The 25,914-nt window shown below is 69.2% G+C and carries 24 protein-coding genes; 20 read left to right on the top strand and 4 right to left on the bottom strand.

The window, feature by feature from the left end; translation table 11 throughout:
* The first annotated feature begins 55 nt into the window (after positions 1-55).
* The 9 genes from H1R19_RS02990 (at position 56) to H1R19_RS02950 (ending at position 9,133) form a co-directional block, all read left to right on the top strand.
* Positions 56-481: a DUF350 domain-containing protein gene (locus H1R19_RS02990; protein WP_219850532.1), complete on the top strand. Its 426-nt coding sequence runs from the start codon at positions 56-58 to the stop codon at positions 479-481.
* Between the two features lie 28 nt (positions 482-509).
* Positions 510-2,123 carry a polyamine aminopropyltransferase gene (locus tag H1R19_RS02985; RefSeq protein ID WP_219850531.1) on the top strand — a complete coding sequence of 538 codons (1,614 nt, stop codon included), beginning with the start codon at positions 510-512 and terminating at the stop codon, positions 2,121-2,123.
* Between the two features lie 157 nt (positions 2,124-2,280).
* Complete coding sequence (locus H1R19_RS02980) at positions 2,281-3,471, top strand: sensor histidine kinase (RefSeq protein ID WP_188329371.1); 1,191 nt, start codon at positions 2,281-2,283, stop codon at positions 3,469-3,471.
* Positions 3,472-3,610: 139 nt separating this feature from the next.
* Entirely contained in the window at positions 3,611-4,444 is an 834-nt protein-coding gene (locus H1R19_RS02975) for a LytR/AlgR family response regulator transcription factor (protein ID WP_219850530.1), read from the top strand.
* Positions 4,437-4,877, top strand: coding sequence for a DUF485 domain-containing protein (locus tag H1R19_RS02970; RefSeq protein ID WP_188329369.1), 441 nt, complete (start codon positions 4,437-4,439; stop codon positions 4,875-4,877). The genes H1R19_RS02975 and H1R19_RS02970 overlap by 8 nt, the downstream gene beginning before the upstream one ends.
* Entirely contained in the window at positions 4,874-6,640 is a 1,767-nt protein-coding gene (locus H1R19_RS02965; RefSeq protein WP_188329368.1) for a sodium/solute symporter, read from the top strand. The genes H1R19_RS02970 and H1R19_RS02965 overlap by 4 nt, the downstream gene beginning before the upstream one ends.
* A gap of 156 nt (positions 6,641-6,796) precedes the next feature.
* A complete protein-coding gene (locus H1R19_RS02960; protein ID WP_188329367.1) occupies positions 6,797-7,153 on the top strand; it encodes a DUF485 domain-containing protein in 357 nt (118 codons plus the stop codon).
* A complete protein-coding gene (locus H1R19_RS02955; RefSeq protein ID WP_188329366.1) occupies positions 7,150-8,790 on the top strand; it encodes a solute symporter family protein in 1,641 nt (546 codons plus the stop codon). The genes H1R19_RS02960 and H1R19_RS02955 overlap by 4 nt, the downstream gene beginning before the upstream one ends.
* Positions 8,791-8,926: 136 nt before the next feature.
* Complete coding sequence (locus H1R19_RS02950) at positions 8,927-9,133, top strand: hypothetical protein (protein WP_219850529.1); 207 nt, start codon at positions 8,927-8,929, stop codon at positions 9,131-9,133.
* Positions 9,134-9,135: 2 nt separating this feature from the next.
* Here H1R19_RS02950 and H1R19_RS02945 read toward each other — a convergent pair whose 3' ends face one another.
* Both H1R19_RS02945 and H1R19_RS02940 read right to left on the bottom strand, forming a co-directional pair.
* The gene (locus tag H1R19_RS02945; RefSeq protein WP_219850528.1) at positions 9,136-10,557 is read right to left on the bottom strand and encodes an amidase; all 1,422 of its coding nucleotides are present in this window, start codon (positions 10,555-10,557) and stop codon (positions 9,136-9,138) included.
* A gap of 11 nt (positions 10,558-10,568) precedes the next feature.
* Positions 10,569-11,195: a TetR/AcrR family transcriptional regulator gene (locus H1R19_RS02940; protein WP_219850527.1), complete on the bottom strand. Its 627-nt coding sequence runs from the start codon at positions 11,193-11,195 to the stop codon at positions 10,569-10,571.
* 89 nt (positions 11,196-11,284) lie between these two features.
* Here H1R19_RS02940 and H1R19_RS02935 point away from each other — a divergent pair, with 89 nt between their 5' ends.
* The gene (locus H1R19_RS02935; RefSeq protein WP_219850526.1) at positions 11,285-12,547 is read left to right on the top strand and encodes an MFS transporter; all 1,263 of its coding nucleotides are present in this window, start codon (positions 11,285-11,287) and stop codon (positions 12,545-12,547) included.
* Positions 12,548-12,572: 25 nt separating this feature from the next.
* Here the strand turns inward: H1R19_RS02935 and H1R19_RS02930 are convergent, their stop codons facing one another.
* A complete protein-coding gene (locus tag H1R19_RS02930) occupies positions 12,573-13,208 on the bottom strand; it encodes a TetR/AcrR family transcriptional regulator (protein WP_372631562.1) in 636 nt (211 codons plus the stop codon).
* A 186-nt stretch (positions 13,209-13,394) separates the two neighbouring features.
* Here H1R19_RS02930 and H1R19_RS02925 point away from each other — a divergent pair, with 186 nt between their 5' ends.
* The 4 genes from H1R19_RS02925 (at position 13,395) to H1R19_RS02910 (ending at position 16,872) form a co-directional block, all read left to right on the top strand.
* The gene (locus H1R19_RS02925) at positions 13,395-14,588 is read left to right on the top strand and encodes an acyl-CoA dehydrogenase family protein (RefSeq protein ID WP_219850525.1); all 1,194 of its coding nucleotides are present in this window, start codon (positions 13,395-13,397) and stop codon (positions 14,586-14,588) included.
* Positions 14,589-14,644: 56 nt separating this feature from the next.
* Positions 14,645-15,757: an acyl-CoA dehydrogenase family protein gene (locus H1R19_RS02920; RefSeq protein WP_219850524.1), complete on the top strand. Its 1,113-nt coding sequence runs from the start codon at positions 14,645-14,647 to the stop codon at positions 15,755-15,757.
* Positions 15,758-15,872: 115 nt separating this feature from the next.
* Positions 15,873-16,301, top strand: a complete 429-nt coding sequence (locus tag H1R19_RS02915; protein WP_188329360.1) for a DUF350 domain-containing protein — start codon at positions 15,873-15,875, stop codon at positions 16,299-16,301.
* A 97-nt stretch (positions 16,302-16,398) separates the two neighbouring features.
* Positions 16,399-16,872 carry an SRPBCC family protein gene (locus H1R19_RS02910; RefSeq protein ID WP_188329359.1) on the top strand — a complete coding sequence of 158 codons (474 nt, stop codon included), beginning with the start codon at positions 16,399-16,401 and terminating at the stop codon, positions 16,870-16,872.
* Positions 16,873-16,885: 13 nt separating this feature from the next.
* Here the strand turns inward: H1R19_RS02910 and H1R19_RS02905 are convergent, their stop codons facing one another.
* Positions 16,886-17,686, bottom strand: coding sequence for an HAD-IIA family hydrolase (locus tag H1R19_RS02905; protein WP_219850523.1), 801 nt, complete (start codon positions 17,684-17,686; stop codon positions 16,886-16,888).
* A gap of 101 nt (positions 17,687-17,787) precedes the next feature.
* On the opposite strand from H1R19_RS02905, the gene moeA reads away from it, so the two are divergent.
* The 6 genes from moeA (at position 17,788) to H1R19_RS02875 (ending at position 25,909) form a co-directional block, all read left to right on the top strand.
* Complete coding sequence (gene moeA, locus H1R19_RS02900) at positions 17,788-19,029, top strand: molybdopterin molybdotransferase MoeA (protein WP_188329357.1); 1,242 nt, start codon at positions 17,788-17,790, stop codon at positions 19,027-19,029.
* A gap of 116 nt (positions 19,030-19,145) precedes the next feature.
* Positions 19,146-19,877: a phosphatidylserine decarboxylase gene (locus tag H1R19_RS02895; RefSeq protein WP_188329356.1), complete on the top strand. Its 732-nt coding sequence runs from the start codon at positions 19,146-19,148 to the stop codon at positions 19,875-19,877.
* A gap of 27 nt (positions 19,878-19,904) precedes the next feature.
* Entirely contained in the window at positions 19,905-20,939 is a 1,035-nt protein-coding gene (locus H1R19_RS02890; protein WP_188329355.1) for a CDP-alcohol phosphatidyltransferase family protein, read from the top strand.
* Positions 20,936-23,206 carry an AAA family ATPase gene (locus tag H1R19_RS02885; RefSeq protein WP_219850522.1) on the top strand — a complete coding sequence of 757 codons (2,271 nt, stop codon included), beginning with the start codon at positions 20,936-20,938 and terminating at the stop codon, positions 23,204-23,206. Before H1R19_RS02890 ends, H1R19_RS02885 begins: the two co-directional genes overlap by 4 nt.
* A gap of 169 nt (positions 23,207-23,375) precedes the next feature.
* Positions 23,376-25,100, top strand: a complete 1,725-nt coding sequence (locus H1R19_RS02880) for an MDR family MFS transporter (protein ID WP_244970850.1) — start codon at positions 23,376-23,378, stop codon at positions 25,098-25,100.
* Positions 25,097-25,909 carry a universal stress protein gene (locus H1R19_RS02875; protein WP_219850521.1) on the top strand — a complete coding sequence of 271 codons (813 nt, stop codon included), beginning with the start codon at positions 25,097-25,099 and terminating at the stop codon, positions 25,907-25,909. Before H1R19_RS02880 ends, H1R19_RS02875 begins: the two co-directional genes overlap by 4 nt.
* The last annotated feature ends 5 nt before the right edge of the window (positions 25,910-25,914 follow it).

Genomic DNA, 25,914 nt, shown 5'->3' with positions numbered 1-25,914 from the left:
CAGCCCGATCCGGCAACCGGACACCAACCCCCTCGATCAACCCACGGAGATGATGATGCTCGCTGATATCGTCGAGAACGCCTACGCCGCAGGCGCTTACGCCGGTGTCGGCGTGATCCTGATGATCGTGTCCTTTGCGATCATCGATCTGCTGACGCCCGGCAAGCTGCGGCATCAGCTGTGGGCCGACCGCAATCGGAACGCCGGAATCCTCGTGGGCTCCAACCTGTTCGCCGTGGCGATCATCGTCACCGCGGCGATCGTCGCCAGTGAGGGCCGCCTCGTCGAGGGCCTCACCTACACCGTCGTGTACTCGGTGATCGGCCTCGTGGTGATGGCGGTGACGTTCCTCGTCATCGACCTGCTGACCCCCGGCAATCTCGGGGAACTGCTGGTCCATCCGGAGAGTCACCCGGCGGTCTGGGTCCAGGGCATCGCGCACATCGGCGTGGCGATCATCGTCGCCGCGTCCATCTTGTGACACCGGCACCGCACTCCCCCGTACCCGTATGACCGTCGACGACGCCACCGGCGAACCAGCCGCCGAAGCATTCGACGCCGCAGCATCCGACGCGCCCGTCGACGCGCTGGCCACACGGCCGCGGTTCGCCCGGACCGCACTGCTGGCCGTCGTGTTCGTCTGTGCCGCCTGCGGTCTGGTGTACGAGCTGGCCCTGGTGTCGCTGGGTTCGTTCCTGATCGGCAACACCGCCACGCAGGCGTCGATCGTGCTGGCCGTGATGGTCTTCGCCATGGGTATCGGCTCGCTCGCCGCCAAACCCCTGCAACCGCACTCGGTCACGTCGTTCGCCGTCATCGAGTTGCTGCTCGCACTGCTCGGCGGATTGTCGGTGATGGCGCTGTACGCCGCCTTCGCCTACCTCGAGCTGTACACGCCGGCCCTGATCGTGGTGGCCTTCGTGCTGGGTCTGCTCATCGGTGCCGAGATCCCGCTGCTGATGGTGCTGCTGCAACGGATCCGACGGCAGGAGGCCGGCGCGGCGGTCGCGGACATGTTCGCGGTCGACTACATCGGCGCGCTGATCGGCGGCCTGTGCTTCCCGTTCCTGTTGCTGCCGTTTTTCGGGCAGCTGCGCGGTGCCCTGGTGGTGGGACTGGTGAATGCGGCCGCGGGATGCTTCCTCGTCTTCGTGATCTTCCGGAAGTCGTTGCGTCGCACTCAGCTGGTACTGCTCTCCGCGGCGGCGATCGGTGTGGTCGCCGCTCTGATCGCCGGTCTGGCGCTGTCGTCCCGGTTCGAGGTCACCGCCCGGCAGGCCCTCTACCGCGACCCGATCGTCGCCGCGCAGCGCAGCGCCTACCAGGACATCGTGATCACCGAGAGCCGTAACGGCGCGGGGGCCGACACCCGCCTCTACCTCAACGGCGATCTGCAGTTCTCCTCGGTCGACGAGCACCGCTACCACGAAGCCCTCGTACACCCGGCGATGGCGGGCAGGCACTCGTCGGTCCTCGTCCTCGGCGGCGGTGACGGACTCGCGCTACGTGAGGTTCTCACCTACCCCGGCGCCACCGACGTGACCCTCGTCGAGCTCGACGCGGAGATGATCCGGCTGGCCCGCACCGACTCCCGGCTCACCGCCCTCAACCGGGGTTCGATGACCAGCCCGCGCGCAGATGTGGTGACCGCCGACGCCTTCAACTGGCTGCGTGGGTCGGATGAGCGATTCGACGTCATCGTCGTCGACATGCCCGACCCCGACGATTCGGCCACCGCCAAGCTGTACTCCACCGAGTTCTATGCCATGGTCCGCGCCCATCTCGCGCCCGGAGGACGCGTCGTGGTGCAGGCGGGATCGCCTTACTTCGCGCCGAAGTCGTTCTGGTGCATCGCATCCACGATGCGCGCAGCGGGCCTGCCCGCCACGCCGTATCACGTCGACGTCCCGGCCTTCGGCGACTGGGGCTTTCACCTGGCCGGAACCGACGGGCCCGTCGCCCCGATGGTGGACGCCCCGACCCCGTTACGATTCCTCAGCCCCGAGCAGCTCAGCGCGGCAACGGTGTTCCCCATCGACCGCCAACCCCTGGACCTGCCACCGTCAACCCTGATGGACCCGCGCATACTGCGCTACGCCCAGGGCGAGTGGGCCACCTACTGAGATCGGGTGCGGTTGCCTCCGCCCGGCGACCGGCGTTCGGTCGCCCACCGCCGACGGTATGGTTGGGCGATGACCTCCCCCGAGGCAGCGGTGCGCACCGCCGTGGTCTCGACGATCACCCCGGTCTCGACGATCGCCGCTCCGTCGAGGCGCGCCGATGTCTAGCGGCGTGGCCATCGCGCTGGCGGTGCTCGGCGCGCTCGCGTGTGCCGGTGTGGTCGTCCTCATCCGCACCCGCCGGGTCGTAAGGACCCCGACCGAGCGGGCCGTCCATTCGGCCCTGCACACGGCGTCGCTGGCTGCGCGTTCACTACGGACCGGGCTGTCGGCGGAGTCCGCCCGTGAGGCGCTTCCCCATCTGCACACGCTGACCGGCGCCGACGCGGTCGCGCTCTACGACGGCGAACCCGATCGCCTGGCCCACAGACCCGACGGCGAGGACATCTGGGACGCCGAGATGCTGGCGCATGCCGATCGAGCGGCGGCGTCGGCGCTGGGAGACCTGCGACGCGTCCTGCTCACCGACCCGAGCGGCGCCGACTCCCCGGTGCGCGCCCTGGTGGCGCAACCCCTCGTGGCCGACGAGGCAGGCGTCGGTGTGCTGGTGGTGGCGACGACGCACCGCCCCGGCCCCGGCATGCTGGGCGCCATCGCCGAAGTCGCGCGGTACGCGTCGAGCCAGATCGAACTCGCCGACCTCGACGCCTCACGTGCCAGACTCAACCGCGCCGAGGTTCTCGCCCTCCGCGCCCAGATCAGCCCGCACTTCATCTACAACGCGCTCAACACCATTGCGTCGTTCGTGCGCACCGATCCCGACCGCGCCCGCGAACTCGTCCTCGACTTCGCCGACTTCACCCGCTATTCGTTCCGCGCCGCAGGCGAATACACGGTTCTGGCCGACGAGTTACGCAACATCGACCGCTACCTGACGCTCGAACGCGCGCGATTCGGCAACGCTCTCGATGTCAGACTTCACGTGGCGCCCGAGGTCCTGAACGTCGCCGTGCCGTTTCTGGCACTGCAACCGCTGGTCGAGAACGCCGTGCGCCACGGCCTCGCGTCGAAGGGCGGGGGCACCATCACGATCGTCGCCGCCGACGAGGGCTCCGACTGTCTGATCACCGTGGAGGACGACGGCGTGGGCATGGACCCCGAAGTCCTGCGCAGCGGCGCGCTGGACGCACTCGACCACAGCGAGGGCGCGCACGTGGGCCTGACCAACGTCGACCACCGGCTGCGCGCCGCGTTCGGCAACGACTACGGACTCGTCGTCGAGACCGCCGTCGGCGCCGGCACCAAGGTCGGCATGCGCGTGCCGAAGTTCCGTGCGGGCATCCGGGCGTGACCACGGCACCGCCCCGTGCACCCCGTCCCGGGCCGCGCGAGATGAATGGACCGAACGGCTCGGCGCCGTTCGGTCGTGACGGTAGGCTCCCAGGTGTCGATCGGGACGCAGGTGGCCCGTAGAGGTCGGGAGGTGGCAGATGACCGCGATGGTGGTCCTCGCCGTCGACGACGAACCGCCCGCCCTCGACGAACTCCGCTACCTGCTCGACCGGCAGGACGACGTCGGTGAGGTGCTCGTCGCCTCCGACGCGACCGGCGCGCTGCGCGAACTGAACGAGCACCGCGTCGATGCGATCTTCCTCGACATCAACATGCCCGGTTTGTCGGGCCTCGAGCTCGCCGGAGTGCTCGCCAATTACGCCTCACCGCCGGTCATCGTGTTCGTCACCGCGCACGACGACAAGGCTGTCGACGCCTTCGAGGTCGGGGCCGTCGACTATCTGCTCAAACCTCTTCGCGAGCAACGTCTCACGCAGGCGATCGTCCGGGTTCGGGCCGGCCTGGACCGGCGCGGCCACACCCGTGACGAGTCCGGCCCCACCACGCAACCACGACCGGCGACCCGCGCCGATCAGCGCGGCGGGCCCGACGAGGTCATCCCGGTGGAGATGAGCGGCGTCACCTCCCTGGTCCGACGCGACTCGATCTCCTGGGTCGAAGCGGTGGGCGACTACGCCCGCCTCCACGCCGAGTCCGGCGCCCACCTCGTTCGCATACCGTTGTCCACCCTCGAATCACGCTGGCAGGAAGAAGGGTTCGCGCGGGTTCACCGCTCCTACCTGGTCGCCCTGTCGATGGTCACCGGCCTACGCACCTCGGGCAACGCCACCGTGGTCTGCGTCCGATCCAACGGCGCGTCGGAGGCCACCGAACTCCCGGTGAGTCGACGCCAGGTCCGCGAGCTCAAGGACCGGCTGATCCGTGACCCGTTGCGCAACTACCGGTCCGCCGCCGGCCGGGGCGATGACTGAGTACCCACCCCAGCGCGAACGCGTCGTGCTCTCCACCCGCCGCGGGGCGCGCATGGTCCGAACCCGCGTCGAGGTGCAGGAACAGACCGAAGTCGGTGACGCACTGGTCCGCGGCCTGATGCGCGCCCAGCTCGGGCTGGCGCTGCGCCTGGGCGGCAGCGCGCTCGTACTGTTCATGGCGCTCCCCCTGGTGGCGTACGTGTTTCCCGGTATCGCGGAGGCGACGGTCTTCGGGATACGCCTGACCTGGATCAGCCTGGGCCTGCTCGCCTTTCCGGTCCTCTACCTCACCGGCGCGCTGTACGTGCGCCTCGCCGAACAGGCCGAACGCGACTTCATGGGACTCGTGGACGACGACATGACCGATTCCGCGGGCGACGACCCGGCCGCCCCGGCCGACGGGTCCGGGCTCGACGGGTTTGGGCGGTCGTGACAGGCGGGGTCGACCCACTCACCGCCGTGGGTCTGTTCGCCGCCGCGATCACCACGATCGCCGTCGGCGCATGGGGCGGACGCTTCTCGCGGACCACCTCGGACTTCCTGGTGGCCTCACGCACCGTCGGCTCCCGCTGGAACGCCGCGGCCGTGTCCGGCGAGTATCTCTCGGCGGCATCGTTTCTCGGCGTGGCCGGCCTCGTGGCCAAATACGGCACCGACGCGCTGTGGTATCCGGTGGGTTTCACCGCCGGATACCTGGGCCTGCTGCTGTTCGTCGCGGCCCCGCTGCGTCGTTCCGGGGCGTACACGGTGCCCGACTTCGCCGAGTTCCGGCTCGCCTCGCCCGCGGCGCGCAAGACCGCGATGGTCGTCGTGGTGATCGTGTGCGTGCTGTACCTCATCCCGCAGTTCCAAGGCGCGGGCCTCACTCTCAACATCCTTCTCGGCGCACCGGTCTGGGCCGGCGCGGTGGGTGTCGGGCTCATCGTCGTGGTCAACGTGGTGGGCGGCGGGATGCGGTCGATCACCTTTGTCCAGGCATTCCAGTACTGGCTCAAGCTGACCGCGATCGCGGTGCCGGCCTTCGTGCTCATCGGGGTGTTCGCCAACGACCCCGCCCCCGTCGGAGAGCCTGCGCCGCCGCGCATCACAGCCGCCACCACCGTCGACGTCACGACCGACGTGTCGGTGACGGTCGCGGAGACCGACGGTGTGCGGGTCACCGGCACCCTCGACGGCGTCGCGGTCCACAACGCGCCGATCGCCGAGCCGGGACGACACGACATCGGCGCGCACTCCACGATCTTCCTCGATGCCGGCGCCGCGACCCCCGTGGTCGCAGGCGCCCCCACACGCGGCTCGGACTGGATCTCCCCCGGCGGCGGTTTCGGCGGCGATCACCCACTGTTCCAGGTGCTCTCGCTGATCATCGCGACGTTTCTCGGCGTGATGGGCCTGCCCCACGTACTCGTGCGCTTCTACACCAATCCCGATGGCCGGTCGGCGCGTCGAACCGCGCTCGCCGTGATCGCGTTGCTCTCGCTGTTCTATCTGTTCCCCATCCTGCTCGGGGTGTTCGCCCGGCTCTACATACCCGAGTTGCTGATCACCGGCACCGCCGATGCCGCGGTCTTGTTGTTGCCCAGCGCCGCTGTCGGCGGCCTGGCCGGTCAGATCCTGGCCGCCCTGGTGGCCGCGGGCGCGATCGCGGCGTTCCTCGCGACGTCGTCGGGCCTGCTGGTGTCGGTCGCCGGCGCACTGGCCACCGATGTCCTGCGCGGTCGCGTGCGGGACTTCCGGGTGGCCGCCGTCATCGGCGGACTGATCCCGATCGGACTGTCACTGGCGGCGTCGTCGCTGGAACTTTCCCGGACCGTCGGACTGGTGTTCGCGGTCGCCGCGTCGACGCTGTGCCCGCTACTGGTGCTGGGTATCTGGTGGCGCGGCCTGACATCCGTCGGGGCGATCGCCGGGCTGGTCGTCGGCGGGGTGTCGTCGGGATCGGCGACGATGCTGGCCATCGCCGGCGTCGTCGACGACGACGCACTGGGCGGCTGGCTCGCCGTCGTGATCGGCTATCCGGCCGCCGTGACCGTGCCCCTCGCGTTCGGGACGATGGTGCTGGTCAGTGCGGCCACCCGGAGTCGTGTGCCCGGCGACCTCGCCCGCACGTTCGCGCGGATGCACGTACCCGAACGGGTCGGCATGGGCCTGGACCGTACTCCAGGACGACCCCCGGAGAACCCGGGAAGCGACTGACCACTCGCCGTTCGTCGGATCTGATCGACCGTCCGTCGCACAGTCGGCGATCTTCACCGTGTGACCCAGGACACCTTCTTGCGGTGTGATCTGTCACTCAACGACGCTTTCCTCCGAAGTGCCATCACAAGTGGCCCCATCACTCTGGGAGGAAATGTGTCGACCACCGACCAACCACCACCGGCGCCGCACGCGCCGACCGGCGAGGAATTCGTCGACATGCAGGCGAGCCCGGAGTTCCAGGAACTCCGGCGCGCCCTGCGCAGGTTCGTGTTCCCGCTGACCGCGTTCTTCCTCATCTGGTACTCGATCTACGTACTGCTCGGCGCGTTCGCCCATGACTTCATGGCGATCGAGGTGTGGGGCAACATCAACCTCGGCCTGATCCTCGGCCTCCTGCAGTTCGTGACCACCTTCGTCATCACCGGCCTGTACGTGCGCTTCGCCAACCGCGAGCTCGACCCCCGCGCCGAGGCCATCCGCACCGAGATGGAAGGCGGCCCCTCGCTGTGAACACCACTGGAGTAACCAACCTCGCGGCGACCGTCGGCAGCCCCGTCGCCAACATCGCGATCTTCGCCGCCTTCGTCGCGGTCACCATGTTCGTGGTGATCAAGGCGAGCAAGAACAACAATTCCGCCGCCGACTTCTTCACCGGAGGACGCGGATTCACCGGTCCGCAGAACGGTATCGCCATCGCCGGCGACTACCTCTCGGCGGCCAGCTTCCTCGGCATCGCCGGCGCCATCGCGGTCTACGGCTACGACGGCTTCCTCTACTCCATCGGCTTCCTCGTGGCCTGGCTCGTCGCCCTGCTGCTCGTGGCCGAATTGCTGCGCAACACCGGCAAGTTCACCATGGCCGACGTCCTCAGCTTCCGCCTGAAGCAGCGTCCCGTGCGGCTGGCCGCGGCCATCTCCACCCTCACTGTGTCGCTGTTCTACCTGCTCGCCCAGATGGCCGGAGCCGGTGGCCTCGTGGCCCTGCTCCTCGACATCGAAGGTCGTGTGGGGCAGTCGATCGTGATCGCGGTCGTCGGTGCGCTGATGATCGTCTACGTCCTCATCGGCGGCATGAAGGGCACCACCTGGGTGCAGATCATCAAGGCCGTTCTGCTCATCGCCGGCGCCGGCATCATGACCTTCATCGTCCTGGCGAAGTTCGGCATGAACCTGTCGTCGATCCTCGGTGCGGCGCAGGATGCGGTCACCAGCTCGTCGAGCGAAAAGGTCGCTTCCCGAGACGTTCTCGCACCCGGTGCGCAGTACGGCGGTTCGATGACGAGCCAGATCAACTTCATCTCGCTGGCCATCGCCCTGGTCCTGGGTACCGCGGGTCTGCCGCACGTGCTGATGCGTTTCTACACCGTGCCCACGGCGAAAGAGGCTCGCAAGTCGGTGGTCTGGGCCATCGCACTCATCGGCGCCTTCTACCTGTTCACCCTCGTCCTGGGTTACGGCGCGGCCGCCCTGGTCGGACCGGACAAGATCCTCGCCGCGGCCGGCGGACAGAACTCCGCAGCACCGTTGCTGGCGTTCGAGATCGGCGGCGTCGTCCTGTTGGGCGTCATCTCGGCGGTCGCCTTCGCGACGATCCTCGCCGTGGTCGCCGGCCTGGCCATCACCGCGTCGGCGTCGTTCGCCCACGACATCTACGCCTCGGTCATCAAGCGCAACAAGGTGAGTGAGGACGACCAGGTCCGGGTGTCGCGCTACACCGTCGTGGTGCTCGGCATCCTCGGCATCGTGCTCGGCATCCTGGCGAACGGCCAGAACATCGCCTTCCTGGTGGCGCTGGCCTTCGCCATCGCCGCCGCGGCCAACCTGCCGACCATCGTGTACTCGCTGTACTGGAAGCGATTCAACACCCGCGGTGCGCTCTGGAGCATGTACGGTGGCCTGATCTCCACGATCGTGCTGATCATCTTCTCCCCGGCGGTGTCCGGGTCGTCGACCGCGATGCTCTCCGGCGCCGACTTCGCCTGGTTCCCGCTGGCCAACCCGGGTATCGTCTCGATCCCGCTGGCCTTCGTCCTCGGCATCGTCGGCACCCTGACGAGCCCGTCGGACAACGGTACGCCGGAACGCAACGCCGAGATGGAGGTTCGCTCCCTCACCGGTATCGGCGCGGAGAAGGCCGTGCAGCACTAGCGGATTCCGCACGCACCACCATCGACACACCCACTCCCTGATTTCGGGAGTGGGTGTGTCCATCCCTGTGGGGCGTGCGGCCATGAGCGGTCAACATAGGTTGACATGCGCGACGACCACGGGCACCCTGGATCGTATGCGCACCGCAGTGGATTCAGACGATCAGGGCGAGACACCCATCGACGCCCTGCTACGCGTAGCCGCGCATCGACGCGAGGTCACCCGCGACGAGGAGGTGGCGGTCCGCCGCGCCCGCCTCGCCGGCATGACTTGGGCCGAGATCGGCACGTTCCTCGGGGTGTCGAAGCAGGCGATGCACAAGAAGTACCGGAAGGTCGGCTGACCCTACCCGCCGGCGCCGTCCTGGATCCGCGCGAAAGGTTGCGCCGCTTCGAGTTCGAAGGCCAGCTCGAGAAGTGTCCGTTCGTTGCCGAGGTCGGCCGCGAAGTGGACCCCGATCGGCATACCCGACGTCGACTGTCCCAGAGGCAGACTGATGGCCGGGGTGCCGGCGGTGTTGTTGGCGGGGGTGAACGCGATGAAGCGGATCAGGCGATCCATCGCCTCGTCGAAATCGAGTGCCGGATCGAGGTATCCGAGTTCGGGTGTGGCGTGCACGACGGTCGGGGTGAGGATCACGTCGAACCGATCGTGCAACGCGCGGAATGCGGCCGTCGAACGGCGCAGCCCGCGGATCGATCCCGGCATACGGTAGAAGTGCCGCACACAGTTTCGCGACAGTCCGCGCGTGAACGGGTCGAGCTGCGAGCGGTCGAATCCCTTGTCGATGACGCGTTTGCCGAATCGGTCGAGCGCGAATGCCAGCAGCGACCAGTAGTCGACGAACTGCTGGACGTAGGCGCGGTCCACCGGCGGCGGGACCATCTCGGTGCGATGGCCCAGTGATTCGACCAATTCGGCCGCCGCGGTGACACATCGCTGTGTGTCACGATCGAGGAGTCCGCCGGTCAGCGGTTCGGTGATCAGCGCGATGCGGAGACGTGTGGTTCCCGGGCCCTCGACGAGGCCAACGGGAGGCAGGTCGGGAGCCGGATGGAAACCCTGCGTGTCGGCGAGGAAGTGTGCGGTGTCCCGTACCGACCGGCTCACGATTCCGTTCGAGATGAGGTCGATGGGCGCATCCCTGCCCTCTTTCGACGGTTCGACGCGGCCGCGACTCGGCTTGAGGCCCACCAGGCCGCACATGGCAGCGGGGATCCGGATCGACCCGCCGCCGTCGTTGGCGTGCGCGATCGGCAGGGCGCCGGCGGCGACGAGCGCAGCCGACCCGCCCGACGACCCGCCGCTCGAGTAGTCGGTGTCCCAGGGGTTGCGTGTCGGTTCGCGGTCGACGAACTCCGTCGTCGAGGTCAGCCCGAAGGCGGGCATCGTCGACGCCCCGACCACGTTCACCCCGCTGGCCAGGAACTGGTTGGTGAAGGCCTCGTTCGCCTGTGCCGGGTGAGCGGGCACCGCGGCCGATCCGTGACGGGTGGGCAACCCGGCGAATTCGGTGTTGTTCTTGATGATCGAGGGCACACCGATGAACGAACCCAGCGGGAAGTCGTTCTCGACGGCGCGTTTGCGCGCCCGTTCCCGATCGTCGAAGGCGACCGCGTTCAGGTGCGGGTTGACGGCGTCGATCCGGGCGATGGCCGCCTCGGCCGCCTCGGCCGCCGAGATCTCACCGGAGGCGATCGCGGCCGCGATGCCGACGGCATCACGATCGCCGAGCGCGTCGTCGCCGAAAGCGTGGACGTTCTTCATGTCCGGAGACCCTATCGTTCCCGGGCTCGCCCCCGGGCGCCTTCGGACATCGACAGGACATCGCCGATCAGCACGGAGACGTAGTCGGAGTCGAGGGCCAGGCCGAACACCGCGTGGTGATAGAGCGGAGCGATCACGTGGTCGAGGAGCTGCTGCACCGTCGGCGTCGTCTCGCCGCGCGCCTGCGCCCGCTCGATCATCTCCGCGGCCTGCTCGCGGCGGATCTCCCAGCACGGGCACACCTCGACGAGGCCGTCGCGGGCCGCGACCATCGCCCGCAGATAGGCGCGGCGCTTCGGACGACCGATGTCGGCGGCGATGATCTGTGCCCACTCGGCCAGGTCGGCGTCGAGCGCGCCGTTGTCGGGGAGCGGTTCCCCCTGCGTCAGGGCCGCGACGGCGACCTCGCCGAGCAGGTTGTCGATCGATCCCCAGCGCCGGTAGATGCTGGTCGGGTTGACCCCGGCCAGGTCGGCGACCTCGGGGATGGTCATCGTGTCGCGCTGACCGGCGCCGACGAGTTGCCCGACCGCCGCGTAGACCGCGGACTGCACCCGGGCACTGCGACCGCCGGGCCGCTTGGGCCGGGACGCAGGTGCGTCGGCACTGCCGGGCGCGGGTGTGCTCGCCGTCGTCATGCGTGCCATTATTGCAAAGACAATTGCTTTTGCGCACAGACTCCCGTTAGCTTCTTAATGCAACAGTGCTTGCGTTAAGGAGACGAACTTTGGCACCGCTTCATCCGCACCGCGCATTCTGGCTGATCGCGGCGACCTACCTGATGGTCCTGTTCGCCTCCGCGGCGCCATCCCCGCTGTACCCCGTCTATCAGGAGCTGTGGGGATTCTCCGCCCTGACCCTGACGCTCGTCTTCGCGGTCTACGTGGTCACGATGCTGATGAGCCTGTTGACCGTGGGGTCGCTCTCCGACCACATCGGCCGACGCCCCGTCCTCGCCGTCGCGCTGGTGCTGCTGATCGGCAGCATGATCCTGTTCGTCGTGGCCGAGGACGTGGGCACCCTGATGGCCGCCCGCGCCCTCCAGGGACTGGCGACCGGCGCGGCGATGGGCACCCTGACCGCGACCACCGTCGACCTGCAGCCCACCGTGCGCCTCGGGTCGGCCACCGTCGGCGCCGCCCCGGCGCTCGGTCTGGGTTCCGGGGTGGCCGTCGCCGGGCTGCTCGTCCAGTACGCACCCGCGCCCCGAATCCTGATCTACGAGGTCATTCTCGGCCTCTTCGCCGCGCTGCTGATCGCACTGCTCGTCGTCCCCGAGACCCGCGAGCGGGTCGGCTTCGACTCCCGGCGCCACCTCGCGTCGACGATCGCACCGCAGGTCGCCGTCCCGCGACCGGTTCGACGCGTGTTCCTGGCCGCGGCCCCCGCGCTGGTCGCCACCTGGTCCCTCGGCGGGCTGTACCTGTCGCTCGGCTCGTCGGTGGTCTCGCGCGTCTTCGGCGTCACCAATCACGCCACGGCAGGCGTGCTCCTCGGCACGTTCTTCGCCTGCGCGGCGCTCACCTCGCTGCTCATCACCGGCCGTCCGTCGACCACAAAGCTCGCGTTCGGTTACCCGGCGCTGGCAACCGGTGTCGTCCTCTCATTGGCCGGCGTCCTGGTCGAGTCGCTGCCGTTCTACGTGCTCGGATCGATCGTGGCCGGATCCGGTTGGGCGGCCACGTTCCTCGGCGCCATGGACAGCATCACCGCCGCGACCCCGCCCACGCAGCGCGGTCAGGTCTACTCCTCGGTGTTCGTCGCGAGCTACCTGGCCTTCAGCGTGCCGGCCGTGATCGCCGGAATCCTCGTGTCCCACATCGGCTTACGCGACACCATCGTCGGATATGTCTGCTACGTACTCGCCGTGGCGGTGATCGGAGCGGTGGCCGCCGCGGTGGTCAGCCGACGCCGGGGAACACCGGAGACCCTCACCGACATCGCCGCGGACACCCCACCGCGTCGACCGGTGCCGTCCGGCGAGGTGTGACGGCGCGCGTTCGCCGCGCCGGTGCTCACCCGTCCGACGGCGCGGGCCCCGGTCGCCAGCCGACCATCCGGATCGCGAGATCGGCGTAGAACTCCCCCATCTGATCGGGAGACAGCGAGCCGCGGGAGCCGTACCACCGGGCGACATCGATCCCCATCGACAGCATGGCGTTGGTGGTGGCGTGGGCGTCGACCACATCGAACTCGCCCGACACGATGCCCGCGTCGATGATCTCGCGCACGCGACGGGTGATCTCGCGCCGCAACGCCATCACCGTGTCGAGATGGTCGGGCGCCAGCGACGCCAGCTCGTAGTTCACCACCCGGGCCCGGACGTGCTCACTGGCGTGGTGTGAGGTGAACGCGCCGACGACCGCACGCAGCCGATCGGCGGGCGCGGCGGCCGGGTCGTCGGCGTCGTCGATGATGCCGAGGATCGCGCGATGGCCGGTCTCGGAGATCTCGAAGAGCAGCTCTTCCTTCGACCGGAAGTGCACGTACACCGCCGCCGAGCTCATCTGCGCGCGGCCGGCGATGTCCCTGGTCGTCGTCGCGTTGAAGCCCTTCGCCGCGAACGCCTCGACCGCGGCGCGCAGAAGTCGCGGCCGCGCCGCCATCGGCTGCACGCCGGGCGTCGAAGACGCTGATGAGACCACGTTCACCCCTCGGTTCCGCTCGGACAGCACCCGCACCACGGACGTTGACAGCGTCCGGGCAGCGGGGCATAGTGCAACCTATCACTAAGCAAGCGCTTAGTCAGCGGTCGTTCACGTGGGCTTTCACCCGTACGAGCGCCGCGAAAGTTGCCGCTGTCACCGGCAAGCCCCGACAGGAGTAGAGAAGAACCCATGCACCTGAAGTTCAGCCCGGAAGAAGAGGCGTTCCGCGAGGAACTGCGCGGCATCTTCGCAAAGGTCCCCGAGGACGTCCGCAATCGGAACGAGGAAGGCAACCTCAAGTACCCCGATGACGTCGTCGCCTCGGCACGCGTTCTCAACGAGCACGGCGTGCTCACCCCCAGCTGGCCGAAGGAGTGGGGCGGCAAGGACTGGACCCCGATCCAGCACCACATCTACCGCGAGGAGATGAGCCTGGCGTTCGTCCCCGACCCGCTGCCGTTCAACATCAGCATGATCGGTCCGGTCATCGCCCAGTTCGGGTCGCAGGAGATGAAGGAGAAGTTCCTCCCCAAGACCGCCAACCTCGACATCTGGTGGTGCCAGGGCTTCTCCGAGCCCGAGGCCGGCTCCGACCTCGCCTCCCTCAAGACCCGCGCGGTGCGCGACGGCGACCACTACGTCATCAACGGCCAGAAGACCTGGACGACGCTGGGCCAGTTCGCGGACTGGATCTTCCTGCTCGCCCGCACCAACCCCGATGTCAAGAAGCAAGCCGGCATCAGCATGTTCCTCATCCCGATGGACACCCCCGGCATCGAGCTGCGCCCCATCCAGCTCATCGACGGCAGCTACGAGGTCAACGAGGTCTTCTTCAACGACGTCCGCGTGCCCGCCGAGAACATGGTCGGCGAGGAGAACAGCGGCTGGACGCAGGCCAAGTTCCTGCTCGGCAACGAGCGCAACGGCATCGCGCGCGTCGGCTACACCAAGTCCAAGCTCGCGCGCGCCAAGGAGCTGGCCAGGCAGACCCGCACAGCCAAGGGCACACTGCTCGACGACCCGCTGTTCGCCACCCGCCTCGCGGAACTGGAGAATCAGCTGCTCGCCCTCGAGATCACCCAGCTCCGCGTCGCCGCGTCGTCGGCCGACGGCAAGCCCAACCCGGCGTCGTCGCTGCTCAAGCTCACCGGCAGCCAGCTGCAGCAGGCCGCCATGGAGCTCATCGCCGACATCGCCGGCCCCGACTCGCTCCCGGTCGCCGAGGTCGACGCGGAGGCCGCGAACGGCACCGCCCAGGTGAGCTCCCCCGAATGGGCACAGCTCTCGGCACCGACCTACCTGAACTACCGCAAGGTCTCGATCTACGGCGGCTCCTCGGAGGTCCAGCGCCAGATCATCGACAAGGCCGTCCTCGGTCTCTGACCGTCGGCTCCGGCCCGCCAAGACCTTCCAGACGACTTCATAACGCAAGGAACACAATGGATTTCGAGCTTTCCGAAGAACAGGGGATGCTGCGCGACACCGTTCGCGAGGTCCTCACCAAGACCTACGACGTGGAGACCCTCCGCAAGGTGACCGACACCGACCTCGGCTGGAGCGAGAAGGTGTGGAAGTCCCTGGCCGAGATCGGCATCCTCGGCCTGACCTTCCCCGAGTCCGAAGGCGGAATGGACGCCGGCCCGGTCGAGTTCACCAGCGTGATGACCGAGCTCGGTCGCGCGCTCGCCCCCGAGCCGTACCTGGATTCGGTTCTCGTCCCCGGCTCGCTCCTCGCCATCGCCGACGACGAGACCCGCGCCGAGCTGCGTGGCGGCCTGGCGTCGGGCGAACTGCTGATGGCGTTCGCGCACACCGAGGCCGGCGACCGCTGGCCCGAGGCCAAGGTGGAGACCACCGCGACCGCCGAAGGCGTTCTCAACGGCACCAAGACCCTTGTCGGACATGGCGATTGCGCACACAAGCTGATCGTGTCCGCTCGCGTCGACGGCGAGGTGGGACTGTTCCTCATCGACGCAGACAGCCAGGGCGTCACCCGTACGCCGTACCGCACGCATGATCGTCGGCGCGGCGCAGAGTTCACCTTCAACGACGCACAGGCCACGCGCCTGGGCACCGGCGACGCCTCACAGCTCATCGCCGACGCCGAGGTCGGCATCCAGACCGCGCTGTGCGCCGAGGCCGTCGGAGCCATGGAGCGCAGCCTCGACCTGACCGTCGAATACCTCAAGTCGCGCAAGCAGTTCGGCGTTCCCCTGTCCACCTTCCAGGCACTCACCCACCGCGCTGCGGACATGTACGTCCAGCTCGAGCTGGCGCGCAGCATGAACCTGTACGCGACGACGGCACTGTCCGACGGCATCGCCGACCCGGCCATCGCCTCGCGGGCCAAGCTCCAGATCTGCCGCTCGGCGCGTCTCGTCGGCCAGGAGGCCATCCAGATGCACGGCGGTATCGGCATGACCGCCGAGTACCCGATCGCCCACTACGTGAGCAGGCTGACCGCCATCAGCCACACCCTCGGCGATGCGTCGGATCACCTCACCCGGCTGGCAGCGGATCTCGACTCCTACGAGATGCTCACCGTCGGCTGAAGCAGGGCGCGCGTCCCGCGTTCGACGCCGGATGACAGACACGCGGTAGCGGGCTCTCCGGGCTCGCTCACCGATACTGTTCTTCAGCGAAGGTCGGCGAACGAGAGGGACTCGGATGGAACTGTTGCGGAACAACCTGGCCGCTGGAGCCTCTTTCAGCCTGGTCGGGATCACCCTGCTCGTCGTCGGTTTCGTGGCGCTCGACGTGGTGACTCCCGGCCGGCTGCGGCGGCTGGTCTGGATCGACCACAACCGCAACGCCGTCATCCTGACGACCTCGATGGTGATCGGACTGTCCATCGTCCTGGTCTGTTCGGTCGTCGACACCGAACTGCTCGAGTTGTGGCGGGCACTGCTCTACACCGTCGCCTACGCGGTCCTGACGATCGCGGTGATGATGTGGTCGTTCGTCCTCATCGACTGGCTCACCCCGGGCAAGTTGGGCACCGTCCTGCTCGACGACGACGAACACCCGGCCGGCTGGATCACGGCCGCGGTGTTCGTCGGCGTCGGCGCGGTCATCGGGATGACGTTGCTGGTCTGACGCGTTTTCGCCGGCGGGCACGACGCCGGGACGCCTTATTGACTGTCCGCCAACAAGCTATTGACGGTCCGCCAACAAGCCCATAGGGTGAGCGACCATGACCGCAGCACTCATCGAAGAGTCCATCGACATCGACGCCACCCCCGAACAGGTGTGGTCGGTGATCTCCGACCTCAAGCGCATGGGCGAGTGGAGCCCGCAGTGCAAGAAGATGATCATCCGCGGCGGCTCCGTCGGGTTGGGCACCAAGACGATCAACATCAACCGCCGCGGGCCGCTGGTGTGGCCGACGACCTCGAAGGTCATCCGGTTCACCCCGAATCAGGAACTCGGCTTCCGCGTGGTCGAGAACCACACGGTGTGGAGTTACACCATCACCCCGAAAGACGGGGGCGTGACCGTGACCGAACGCCGCGAGGTCAACGGGTCCACCACCAAGGTGTCCTCGGTCCTCGTGGACAAGCTCTTCGGCGGCGCGGACTCGTTCGAGGCCGAACTCAAGGTCGGGATGGCCGAGACGCTCGGCAAGATCAAGCGCGCGGCCGAGGCCACCAACCGCCAGGCCGCGTAGGCGTCCGAGAGGTTCAGGTTCCGCTGATCTTCGCGATCAGTTCGGGGAGGTCGGCGATCGAGTCGATGACGTGGTCGGGATAGGGCCCGAACTCGTCACGCTGCAATGCACGCAGCGCCTCCTCGCGGAACTTGCCGGTGCGCACCAGCACACCGATCAGCGCCGCGGCCTGCGCACCGAGGACATCGTTGTGCATGTCGTCGCCGACCATCACCACCTGGGTCGGCTCGAGCCCCAACAATTCGGTGGCCGACCGGAATCCCACCGGCGACGGTTTGCCGATCGCCTTGATCTTCTTGCCCGACGCCTTTTCCAGACCTTCGAGGTAGACGCCGGTGTCGATGCACAGACCGCCGGACGTCGCCCAGGTCATCGACCGGTGCATGGCGATGACCGGCACGTCGGCGAGCATCATCTCCAGCACCTTCGACAGGGTCGCGTGGGTGAACACCGGACCCGCACCGCCGAGCACCACGACCTCCGCGGCCGACGGATCTTCGGTGAGTTCGACGCCGCTCATGTCCTCGGCGATCGGCCCCTCGTTGAGCACCCACACGCGTTTCCCGGGATAGGTCGACGCGACGTACTCCGCCGTCAGCTTCGCCGCGGACAGGATCTCCTCCGCATCCACGTCGAACCCGCATTCGCCGAGGGCCTGCGCGATCTCGCCGCGCGAGCGGGACGTCGTGTTGGTCAAGAACATCCGCGGAATCCCCAGCTCGGCGAGTTCGGTCACCGCCTCCACCGCGCCGGGCAGCGCCTTCCACGAGGTGACCATCACCCCGTCGATGTCGAGCAGCAAACCCAGTGCCATGGGCACGAATGTAGTCCGCGAGTTGCCGGGCCGCAGAACGGCCTCACCGCGGTCTGGGCCGACGGCGGGGGCGGAACCCGAGCACCTGGCATGCTGAGCGCATGCGTTCCGTCGTAGAGCATCAGGCCGTCGTCGCGGCACTGTTCGACACTCCCCGGCCCGTGCGGGTGTCCCTGCCCGAGGCGCTCGGCCTGGCATCACTGGCCGATGTCGAGGCGCCGCTCTCGCTACCCGGTTTCGACAACTCGGCGATGGACGGATTCGCCGTGCGCGCCGCCGATCTCGCGGACGCGACCGAAGCCACCCCGGTCACCCTGCCGGTCGCCGCCGACATCCCGGCCGGCCGCACCGACGACCTCACTCTCGCACCGGGTACCGCGCATCGCATCATGACCGGCGCCCCGATGCCCACGGGCGCCGATGCGGTGGTTCCGGTGGAGCTCACCGATGCCGTCGTCGGCCCGGTCGCCGCGGCCGCGACGGTCACCTTCACGGCCCCCGTCGAGGCGGGCAGGCACATCCGCCGCGCCGGCTCCGACATCGAACGCGGCACCAGGGCACTGCCCGCGGGCACCGTGATCGGCGCACCGCAGATCGGACTGCTCGCCGCTCTGGGCATCGCCGACATCACCGTCGCACGGCCCCTGCGGGTGGTGGTGCTCTCGACCGGTTCCGAGCTCGTCGAACCCGGAAACCCGTTGCGGCACGGGCAGATCTACGAGTCCAACGGTGCGATGCTGACCGCCGCCGCCACCGAGTCGGGCGCGCTCGGACGTCACGTGCACTTCGTCCCCGACGACACCGGCGACTTCCTGTCCCGCCTCGGCGAGGTGGCCGACTCCGCAGACCTGATCATCACCTCCGGCGGCGTCAGCGCCGGCGCGTTCGAGGTCGTCAAGGATGCGCTGTCGGCGACCGGTTCCGTGGACTTCGTGAAGGTCGCCATGCAGCCCGGCATGCCGCAGGGCTGCGGCCACTTCGCCGGCCCGCGGGGGTCACGGGTCCCGATCATCACCCTGCCGGGTAACCCGGTGAGCGCGCTGGTGTCCTTCGAGGTGTTCATCCGGCCCGCGCTGCGCGCCGCCATGGCTCTGCCCGCCCACCGGGAGCGGGTGTCGGCCCGACTCGGCGCCGACATCCGATCGCCCAGGGGCAAACGGCAGTTCCTGCGCGGAGTGCTCGGGGAGGCACAGCCCGGGTCCGGCATCGTCGTGAACCCGATCGGCCCGCCGGCGTCGCACCACCTGCGCTACCTCGCCGAAGCCGACGCCCTCATCGACGTGCCCGCCGACGCCGACGGGGTGGCCGCGGGTTCGCAGGTCGACGTGCTGGTACTGCGCTGACCGGAGGGCGCCGGCCGGAGGTCGACGGCCCGGGCCTCTAGAGTGGACGCCGATGCACCAGGCGATGTGGTGCACTCCGTTCCCATCCGGCCGTCACCGGCCAGAGGAGGTTGATCGTGGCCCGACGTCCGCGTCCGGACGGCACCGGCGACACCGGCCGTGTCGTCCATTTTCTCGACCTGGCCCGTGAGACCATCCCACCGATCCACCCCGCAGGGGTGCCGTTCGTCGCGGCGCCCGCCGCGGTGGCGCTGCTCGGTCGCAAGCACAGCTGGATCGCGCGGCCGGCCGCGCTGACCGCAGGCGCGTGTGCCGCGTTCTTCCGCCATCCCAAGCGGGTGCCCCCCACCGAGCCGGGCGTGGTCGTCGCCCCTGCCGACGGGACGATCGCGCTGGTCGACGAGGCCGTTCCGCCGGCCGAGGCCGGACTCGGGACCGAACCGCTCCCCCGGGTCTCGACCTTCCTCTCGATCTTCGACGTGCATGTCCAGCGCGCGCCGATCGCCGGAACCGTCACCGGGGTCACGCACACGCCGGGCGCTTTCCTCTCCGCCGACCTCCCCGAGGCCAGCCGCGACAACGAGCGCACCACCATGACCATCCGCACGACGAGCGCCGACGGCGCGCCGGGACCCGAGCTGGCGGTCGTCCAGATCGCCGGACTGATCGCCCGTCGTATCGTCTGCAAGCCGCAGGCCGGGGATGCGCTGCGTATCGGCGACACCTACGGTCTCATCCGATTCGGGTCGCGCGTGGACGTGTACTTCCCCGCGGGCACGCGGCCCCGGGTGTCGGTCGGACAGCGCGCGGTGGGCGGCGAAACACCGTTCGCCCACCTGGACCACTAACCCGAGCCCGCGGTGACCCCTCCTTCGATGAACCCACCCGGACCTGCCGCCGGGCGCCGGTCGAATGCGCGTACCTCGCGGACCCCGACGGCGCGCTCGGCGCGACGCCAGGCCCAGTCCACCCAGTCCGCCGCGCCGGAGGTGCCCGAACGCCGGCGTCTGCGTCGGCAGGCGCAGGCCGGTCGCATCCTGGTGCCGTCGTCGTTGACGATCCTGGCCATCTGCGCCGGCCTGACCGCGATGCGAATGGCCACCACCGGCGAGATCGCCGCCGCGATGGGACTTCTCGTCGCGGCCGCGTTCCTCGACGGCATCGACGGCCGGGTCGCGCGGCTCATGGGCGCGACCAGCCGCATGGGCGCCGAGATCGACTCGCTGGCCGACGCCATCAACTTCGGCGTCGTCCCCGCGATGATCATCTACTTCCATCTGCTCGACGGCCATGACCTCGGGTGGGCGCTGGCCCTGGTCTACTGCTGCGCGATCGTGCTGCGTCTGGCCCGGTTCAACACCCTGCTCGACGACGACGAGGCACCGGCCTACACCCGCGATTTCTTCGTCGGCGTCCCGGCACCGGCCGCGGCGATCTGCGCACTGTTGCCGATCGGCCTGGAACAACAGTTCGGCGAGGGCTGGTGGACGTCGCTGCCCGCGGTCGGCGGCTGGCTGGTGCTGCTCGCCTACCTGGCGATCAGCCGCATCCCGACGTCGTCGTTGAAGACGGCGAAGATCCCGCCGGGCGCGATCGCCGGACTCATGGTGCTCGTGGCCGTCTGCGCTGCTCTGCTGGTGACCTTCCCTTACGTCCTGATGATGATCGTGATCGCCGGGTACGCGATCCACATCCCGTTCGCGTGGCGCGCACGACGCTGGGTGGCGTCCCGGCCGGAGTTCTGGAACGACAAACCGGCCGAACGCCGCGCCCAGCGTCGCGAGCTCGCCCGCACATCCCCGGGCGGCCGGCGCCGCCGACCGGTGCTCAATTCGATGGGACGTCTGGGCCTCAACCGCCCGACGGGAGCGTCCGCCCAACGGCCGGGAACCGAGAGTGATCGCGGATGAGCTCACCGGTCTCGCTGACCCTGACCGCGCGCCACAACCCGTCGGCCGCCGAGGCCCGCCGCGGCATCATCCGGGTGCATCCCGAGGTGCTGACGGCGTTGTCGTTGCGCGAGTGGGATGCGGTGTCGATCACCGGTGCCCGCGTCACGGCCGCGGTGGTCGCGGCGACCGACGCGTCGGCGCCGACCGGCGTGGCGTTGCTCGACGAGATCGCCTTCTCCAACGCCGGTGTCCGCGAGAACTCGCCGGTGGTGCTGGCGCCGGTCGTCGTGCAGGGTGCGGGTCGTGTGGTCGTCAGCGGTTCGATCCTGGCCACACAGTCGATCACCGAGTCGACACTCCGCCGCGCGTTGCTGGGCAAGGTGCTGTCCGTCGGCGACGCGGTGTCGTTGCTGCCCCGCGACCTCGGTCCCGAACTCGCGGCGACCGAGGCGACCCGCGCACTGGCCCGTTCGGTCGGAATCACCTGGACCACCGAACTGCTGACCGTCACCGCCACCGATCCCGGTTCTCCCGTCAGCGTGCAGACCAACACCGCCGTGTTGTGGTCGACGACGGCAGGTGAGGTCCCGCCGCTGGTCGACCGTGCCCGCCCCGGCTCGCCCGGAATCCCCGGCGCCCTCGGCATCGTGCCCGACGCCGGGCCCGGCCGTTCGGTCTCCACCGCGTCGACGCCGACTCCCGCCCCCCGTCCGGCCGACGACGTCCCGGTGCGGCCGGTCGCGGAGCTGGTCGGGGTCGACTCGCAGGTCACCAAGCTGACCGAATGGCTCGCGATCACCCTCGACGAGCCCGACGTCCTGCGCGCCCTGGGAGCCGCGCCCCGTCTCGGCGTGCTGGTGACCGGGCCGGCGGGCGCGGGCAAGGCCACGCTCGTGCGATCGGTGTGCGCCCCCCGGACGCTGGTGACGGTCGACGGCCCGACGACGGGAGCGACCGAGCCGAACGCTCGGCTGCGGACCGTCGCCGACGCGGTGGCCCGTGCACGCTCGGCCGGCGGGGTCCTGCTCATCACCGACGTCGACGCACTGCTGCCGTCCGAACCGGAGCCGGTCGCCACCCTCATCCTCGACGAGCTGCGGGCCGGCATCGCCGACGGTCGTATCGCGCTGATCGCGACCACCGCCGAGCCGGTCCGGCTCGACGCCCGGCTGCGCGACCCGGCGCTGTGCGACCGCGAACTCCTGATCGGGCTGCCCGATGCCGCCACCCGCGCGCGCCTGCTGTCGGCGATCCTGTCCGCGGTCCCGACCGAGGGCGACCTCGACCTGACCTCGGTGGCGGCACGTACGCCGGGCTTCGTCGCCGGTGACCTCGCCGCGCTCGCCCGCGAGGCGGCGCTGCGCGCGGCCACCCGGGCCAGCAGTGAGAAGTCGAAGCCGTCGCTGCGCACCGAGGATCTCCTCGGGGCGCTCGATGTCATCCGTCCGGTGTCGCGGTCCGGTTCCCCCGAAGTCGCGTTGGGTTCGATCACCCTCGACGACGTCGGCGACATGGTCGAGACCAAGCAGGCGCTCACCGAGGCCGTGCTCTGGCCGCTGCAGCACCCCGACACCTTCGCCCGGCTCGGCGTCGACCCGCCCCGCGGTGTGCTGCTGTTCGGTCCACCCGGCTGCGGCAAGACGTTTGTGGTGCGCGCGCTCGCGGCGTCGGGTCAGCTGTCGGTGCACACCGTCAAAGGTGCTGAGCTGATGGACAAATGGGTCGGATCTTCGGAGAAGGCGGTCCGCGATCTGTTCGCTCGCGCCCGGGAGTCGGCGCCGTCGCTGATCTTCCTCGACGAGGTCGACGCGCTCGCCCCCCGGCGCGGTCAATCCAGCGATTCCGGCGTCGGCGATCGCGTGGTCGCTGCGCTGCTCACCGAACTCGACGGCGTCGAGCCGCTCCAGGACGTCGTCGTGCTCGGTGCCACCAACCGTCCCGATCTCATCGATCCGGCCCTGCTGCGTCCCGGACGGCTCGAGCGGCTCGTCTTCGTGCCACCGCCGGACGCCGCGGCGCGCGGCGACATCTTGCGCGCCACCGGCCGTGACGTCCCCCTCGACGGCGTCGATCTCGACGAGCTCGCCGCCGATCTCGACGGGTACTCGGCGGCCGACTGCTCGGCGGTGTTGCGCGAGGCCGCGCTCTCGGCGATGCGTCGCGACATCGACGCCGCCGCGGTCACCGCCGTCGACGTCGAGGAGGCCCGCCGCCGGGTCCGGCCGTCGCTGGACGCCGCCCAGGTGGAGAACTTGCGAGCCTACGCCGACAAGCGACTCGACTGAGCCTGCGCTCGCTGCGGCCGCCCGGCTGGAATAACCCTCGATAGTTGTCGGTTGCAACCAACACCTATATAGTTGCACCGTTCAACAAATCGGACGTCGCCCGACGCGCGTGCCGGTTGCCGGAGGCCCGCTCGCACGGGCTTCCCCACATCCCGGAGGTAGTTTTTCCATGAGTTCACCCGCCTCGGTGGCGGCGCCGGCCGTAGACGTGCCGATGACCCACCGGCAGCGCATCGAGGCCCTCATCGGCCTGCTGCTCGGCATGTTCGTCGCATTCCTGTCGTCGACCATCGTGTCCAACGCCCTCCCGACGATCATCACCGACCTGCACGGCACCCAGGACCAGTACACGTGGGTCGTCACCGCCACCCTGCTCGCATCCACCGCGACGACCCCGATCTGGGGCAAGTTCTCCGACCTGGTGAGCAAGAAGCTGCTGGTCCAGGCCGCCCTGCTCCTGTTCACGCTCGGATCGGTCCTCGCCGGATTGGCCCAGTCGGTCGACATGCTGATCGGCTTCCGCGTCATCCAGGGCCTCGGCCTCGGCGGCCTCCAGGCGCTGGTCGTCATCGTCGTGGCGACTATGTTCAGCCCGCGCGAGCGCGGCCGCTACCAGGGCCCGATGGCCGCGGTCATGTCGGTCGCCACCGTCGCCGGCCCGCTGATCGGCGGCGTCATCGTCGACACCAGCTGGCTCGGCTGGCGTTGGACCTTCTACGTCTGCGTGCCGTTCGCCGTCATCGCCCTGTTCGTCATCCAGCGCACGCTGAATCTCCCCGTCGTCCGCAAGAAGGTCGCCATCGACTACGGCGGCGCACTGCTCATCGCCTCGGGCGTGAGCACGCTGCTGATCTGGGTCACCCTGGCGGGCAAGAACTTCGACTGGGCATCACTCACCTCGTACGGACTCGTCGCGCTCGGCGTCGTCCTGCTGGTCGTGGCGGTGATCGTCGAGTCGAAGGTGTCCAGCCCGATCATCCCGCTGTCCATCTTCCGGGACCGCACGACGACGCTGGCCACGCTGGCGAGCATCGCCGTCGGCGTCGCCCTGTTCGGCGGTGCGGTGTTCCTCGGCCAGTACTTCCAGATCGCCCGCGGCTACTCCCCGACGGCGGCGGGCCTGCTGACACTGCCGATGGTCATCGGCTCGCTGCTGTCGGCCACGGTGTCGGGAAGTCTGATCACCCGGTTCGGTCGCTGGAAGCGGTTCCTGGTCCTCGGCGCGGCCTTGATGACAGTCGGCTTCGGACTCCTCGCCACGATCGATGCGCACACCGACATGGTCGTCCTCGGGGTCTTCCTGTTCATCCTGGGCGCCGGCATGGGCATGACGATGCAGAACCTGGTCCTCGCGGTGCAGAACAACGTCGGTCCGGAGAACCTCGGCGCGGCGACGTCGACGGTCACCTTCTTCCGCTCGCTCGGCGGCGCAGCGGGTGTGTCGGTGCTGGGCGCGGTGCTGTCCAACCACGTCACCGACCTCATCGCCAAGGGGCTGGGCGCCCTCGGCATCGGTACAGGGCAGACAGGCGGCTCGGCGGCCGGGCTGGCGAACCTCAACGAGCTCCCCGCCCCGATCGCGGCCGTCGTCCGGGGCGCCTACGGCGACGGCACCGCAAGGCTCTTCCTGGTCGCAGCGGTGATGTCCGCGCTGAGCTTCATCGCGATCGCCTTCATCAAGGAGGTCGCACTGAAGACGATGAGCAGCGACGAGGAGCGGCGGGCGCAGGCCGCCGCCGCGGTCACGCCGGATGCCACGGCCGTCACCGGCATCTCGACCGATGACCGGGTCACCGCAGGCGCGGCCCGCAGCACCGCACCGGGCGGCACCGACGGGGGCAGCACCGACGGCGGCAGGGGCAGCATGGGCGCAGTCGACCCACGTCCGCGATGACCACCATCGCCGTCGGGGTGGACCTGAGCGACGAATCCGAGGCGGCCGCCCAGTGGGCGGCCGCCTCGGCCCCGCATGAGCACCTGCTGCTCGTCCACGGGTACGCGGCGTCCATGGCCCTCGCGCCGCTCACCGAGTTCGACATCGACTCCACCCGTGACGCCACGGTCGCCCACGTGGCCGGTATCGCCGATCTGCTCCGCGCCGAGCATCCCGGGCTCGAGGTCAGCACGGTCGTCGAGCACGATTTCGCCATACCCCTGCTGACCCGGCTGTCGCAGCACGTCGACATGCTGGTCCTCGGCCATCACCGGCCGGGCCTGATCGAACGACTGACCACCGGCAGCATCAGCGCCGCGCTGTCGGCACGGGCGCGGTGCCCGGTCGTGACCGTTCCCTACGGCAATCTCACCGCGCGCGGTCCGGTCGTCGTCGCCGTCGACGTCGACGCTCCGTCGGATCTCGCACTGGACGCCGCATTCGAGTTCGCCCGTACCACCGGACACCCGATCTCCGTGATCTGCGCGATCCCCGACGCGGCGACGCCTGCGAGGATCGCCGACATCTACGCCCGGGCCGAGGCGGTGGTCGAGCCCTGGCGTCGACGGTTCCCCGAGTGCACCGCCACGCTGCAATTGGTCAACGGTGCCCCTCATCGTGCGGTGGTCCGGGCCGTCCCCCAGGCCTCACTGCTGGTGGTGACCCGGCCGCGCGGCGGGACCTCATTCCCGGTGTGGGGCAATTCGGTGACGCGGGCCGCGCACGGCGCCTCGTCGTGCCCGATCGCGGTGGTCGATCACAGCTCGTAGCCGGC

Source organism: Gordonia jinghuaiqii (genome assembly GCF_014041935.1).
Taxonomy (GTDB): Bacteria; Actinomycetota; Actinomycetes; order Mycobacteriales; family Mycobacteriaceae; genus Gordonia; species Gordonia jinghuaiqii.
The sequence above is the reverse complement of the archived record's forward strand: the minus strand, read 5'-3'. Positions and strand labels throughout refer to the sequence as shown.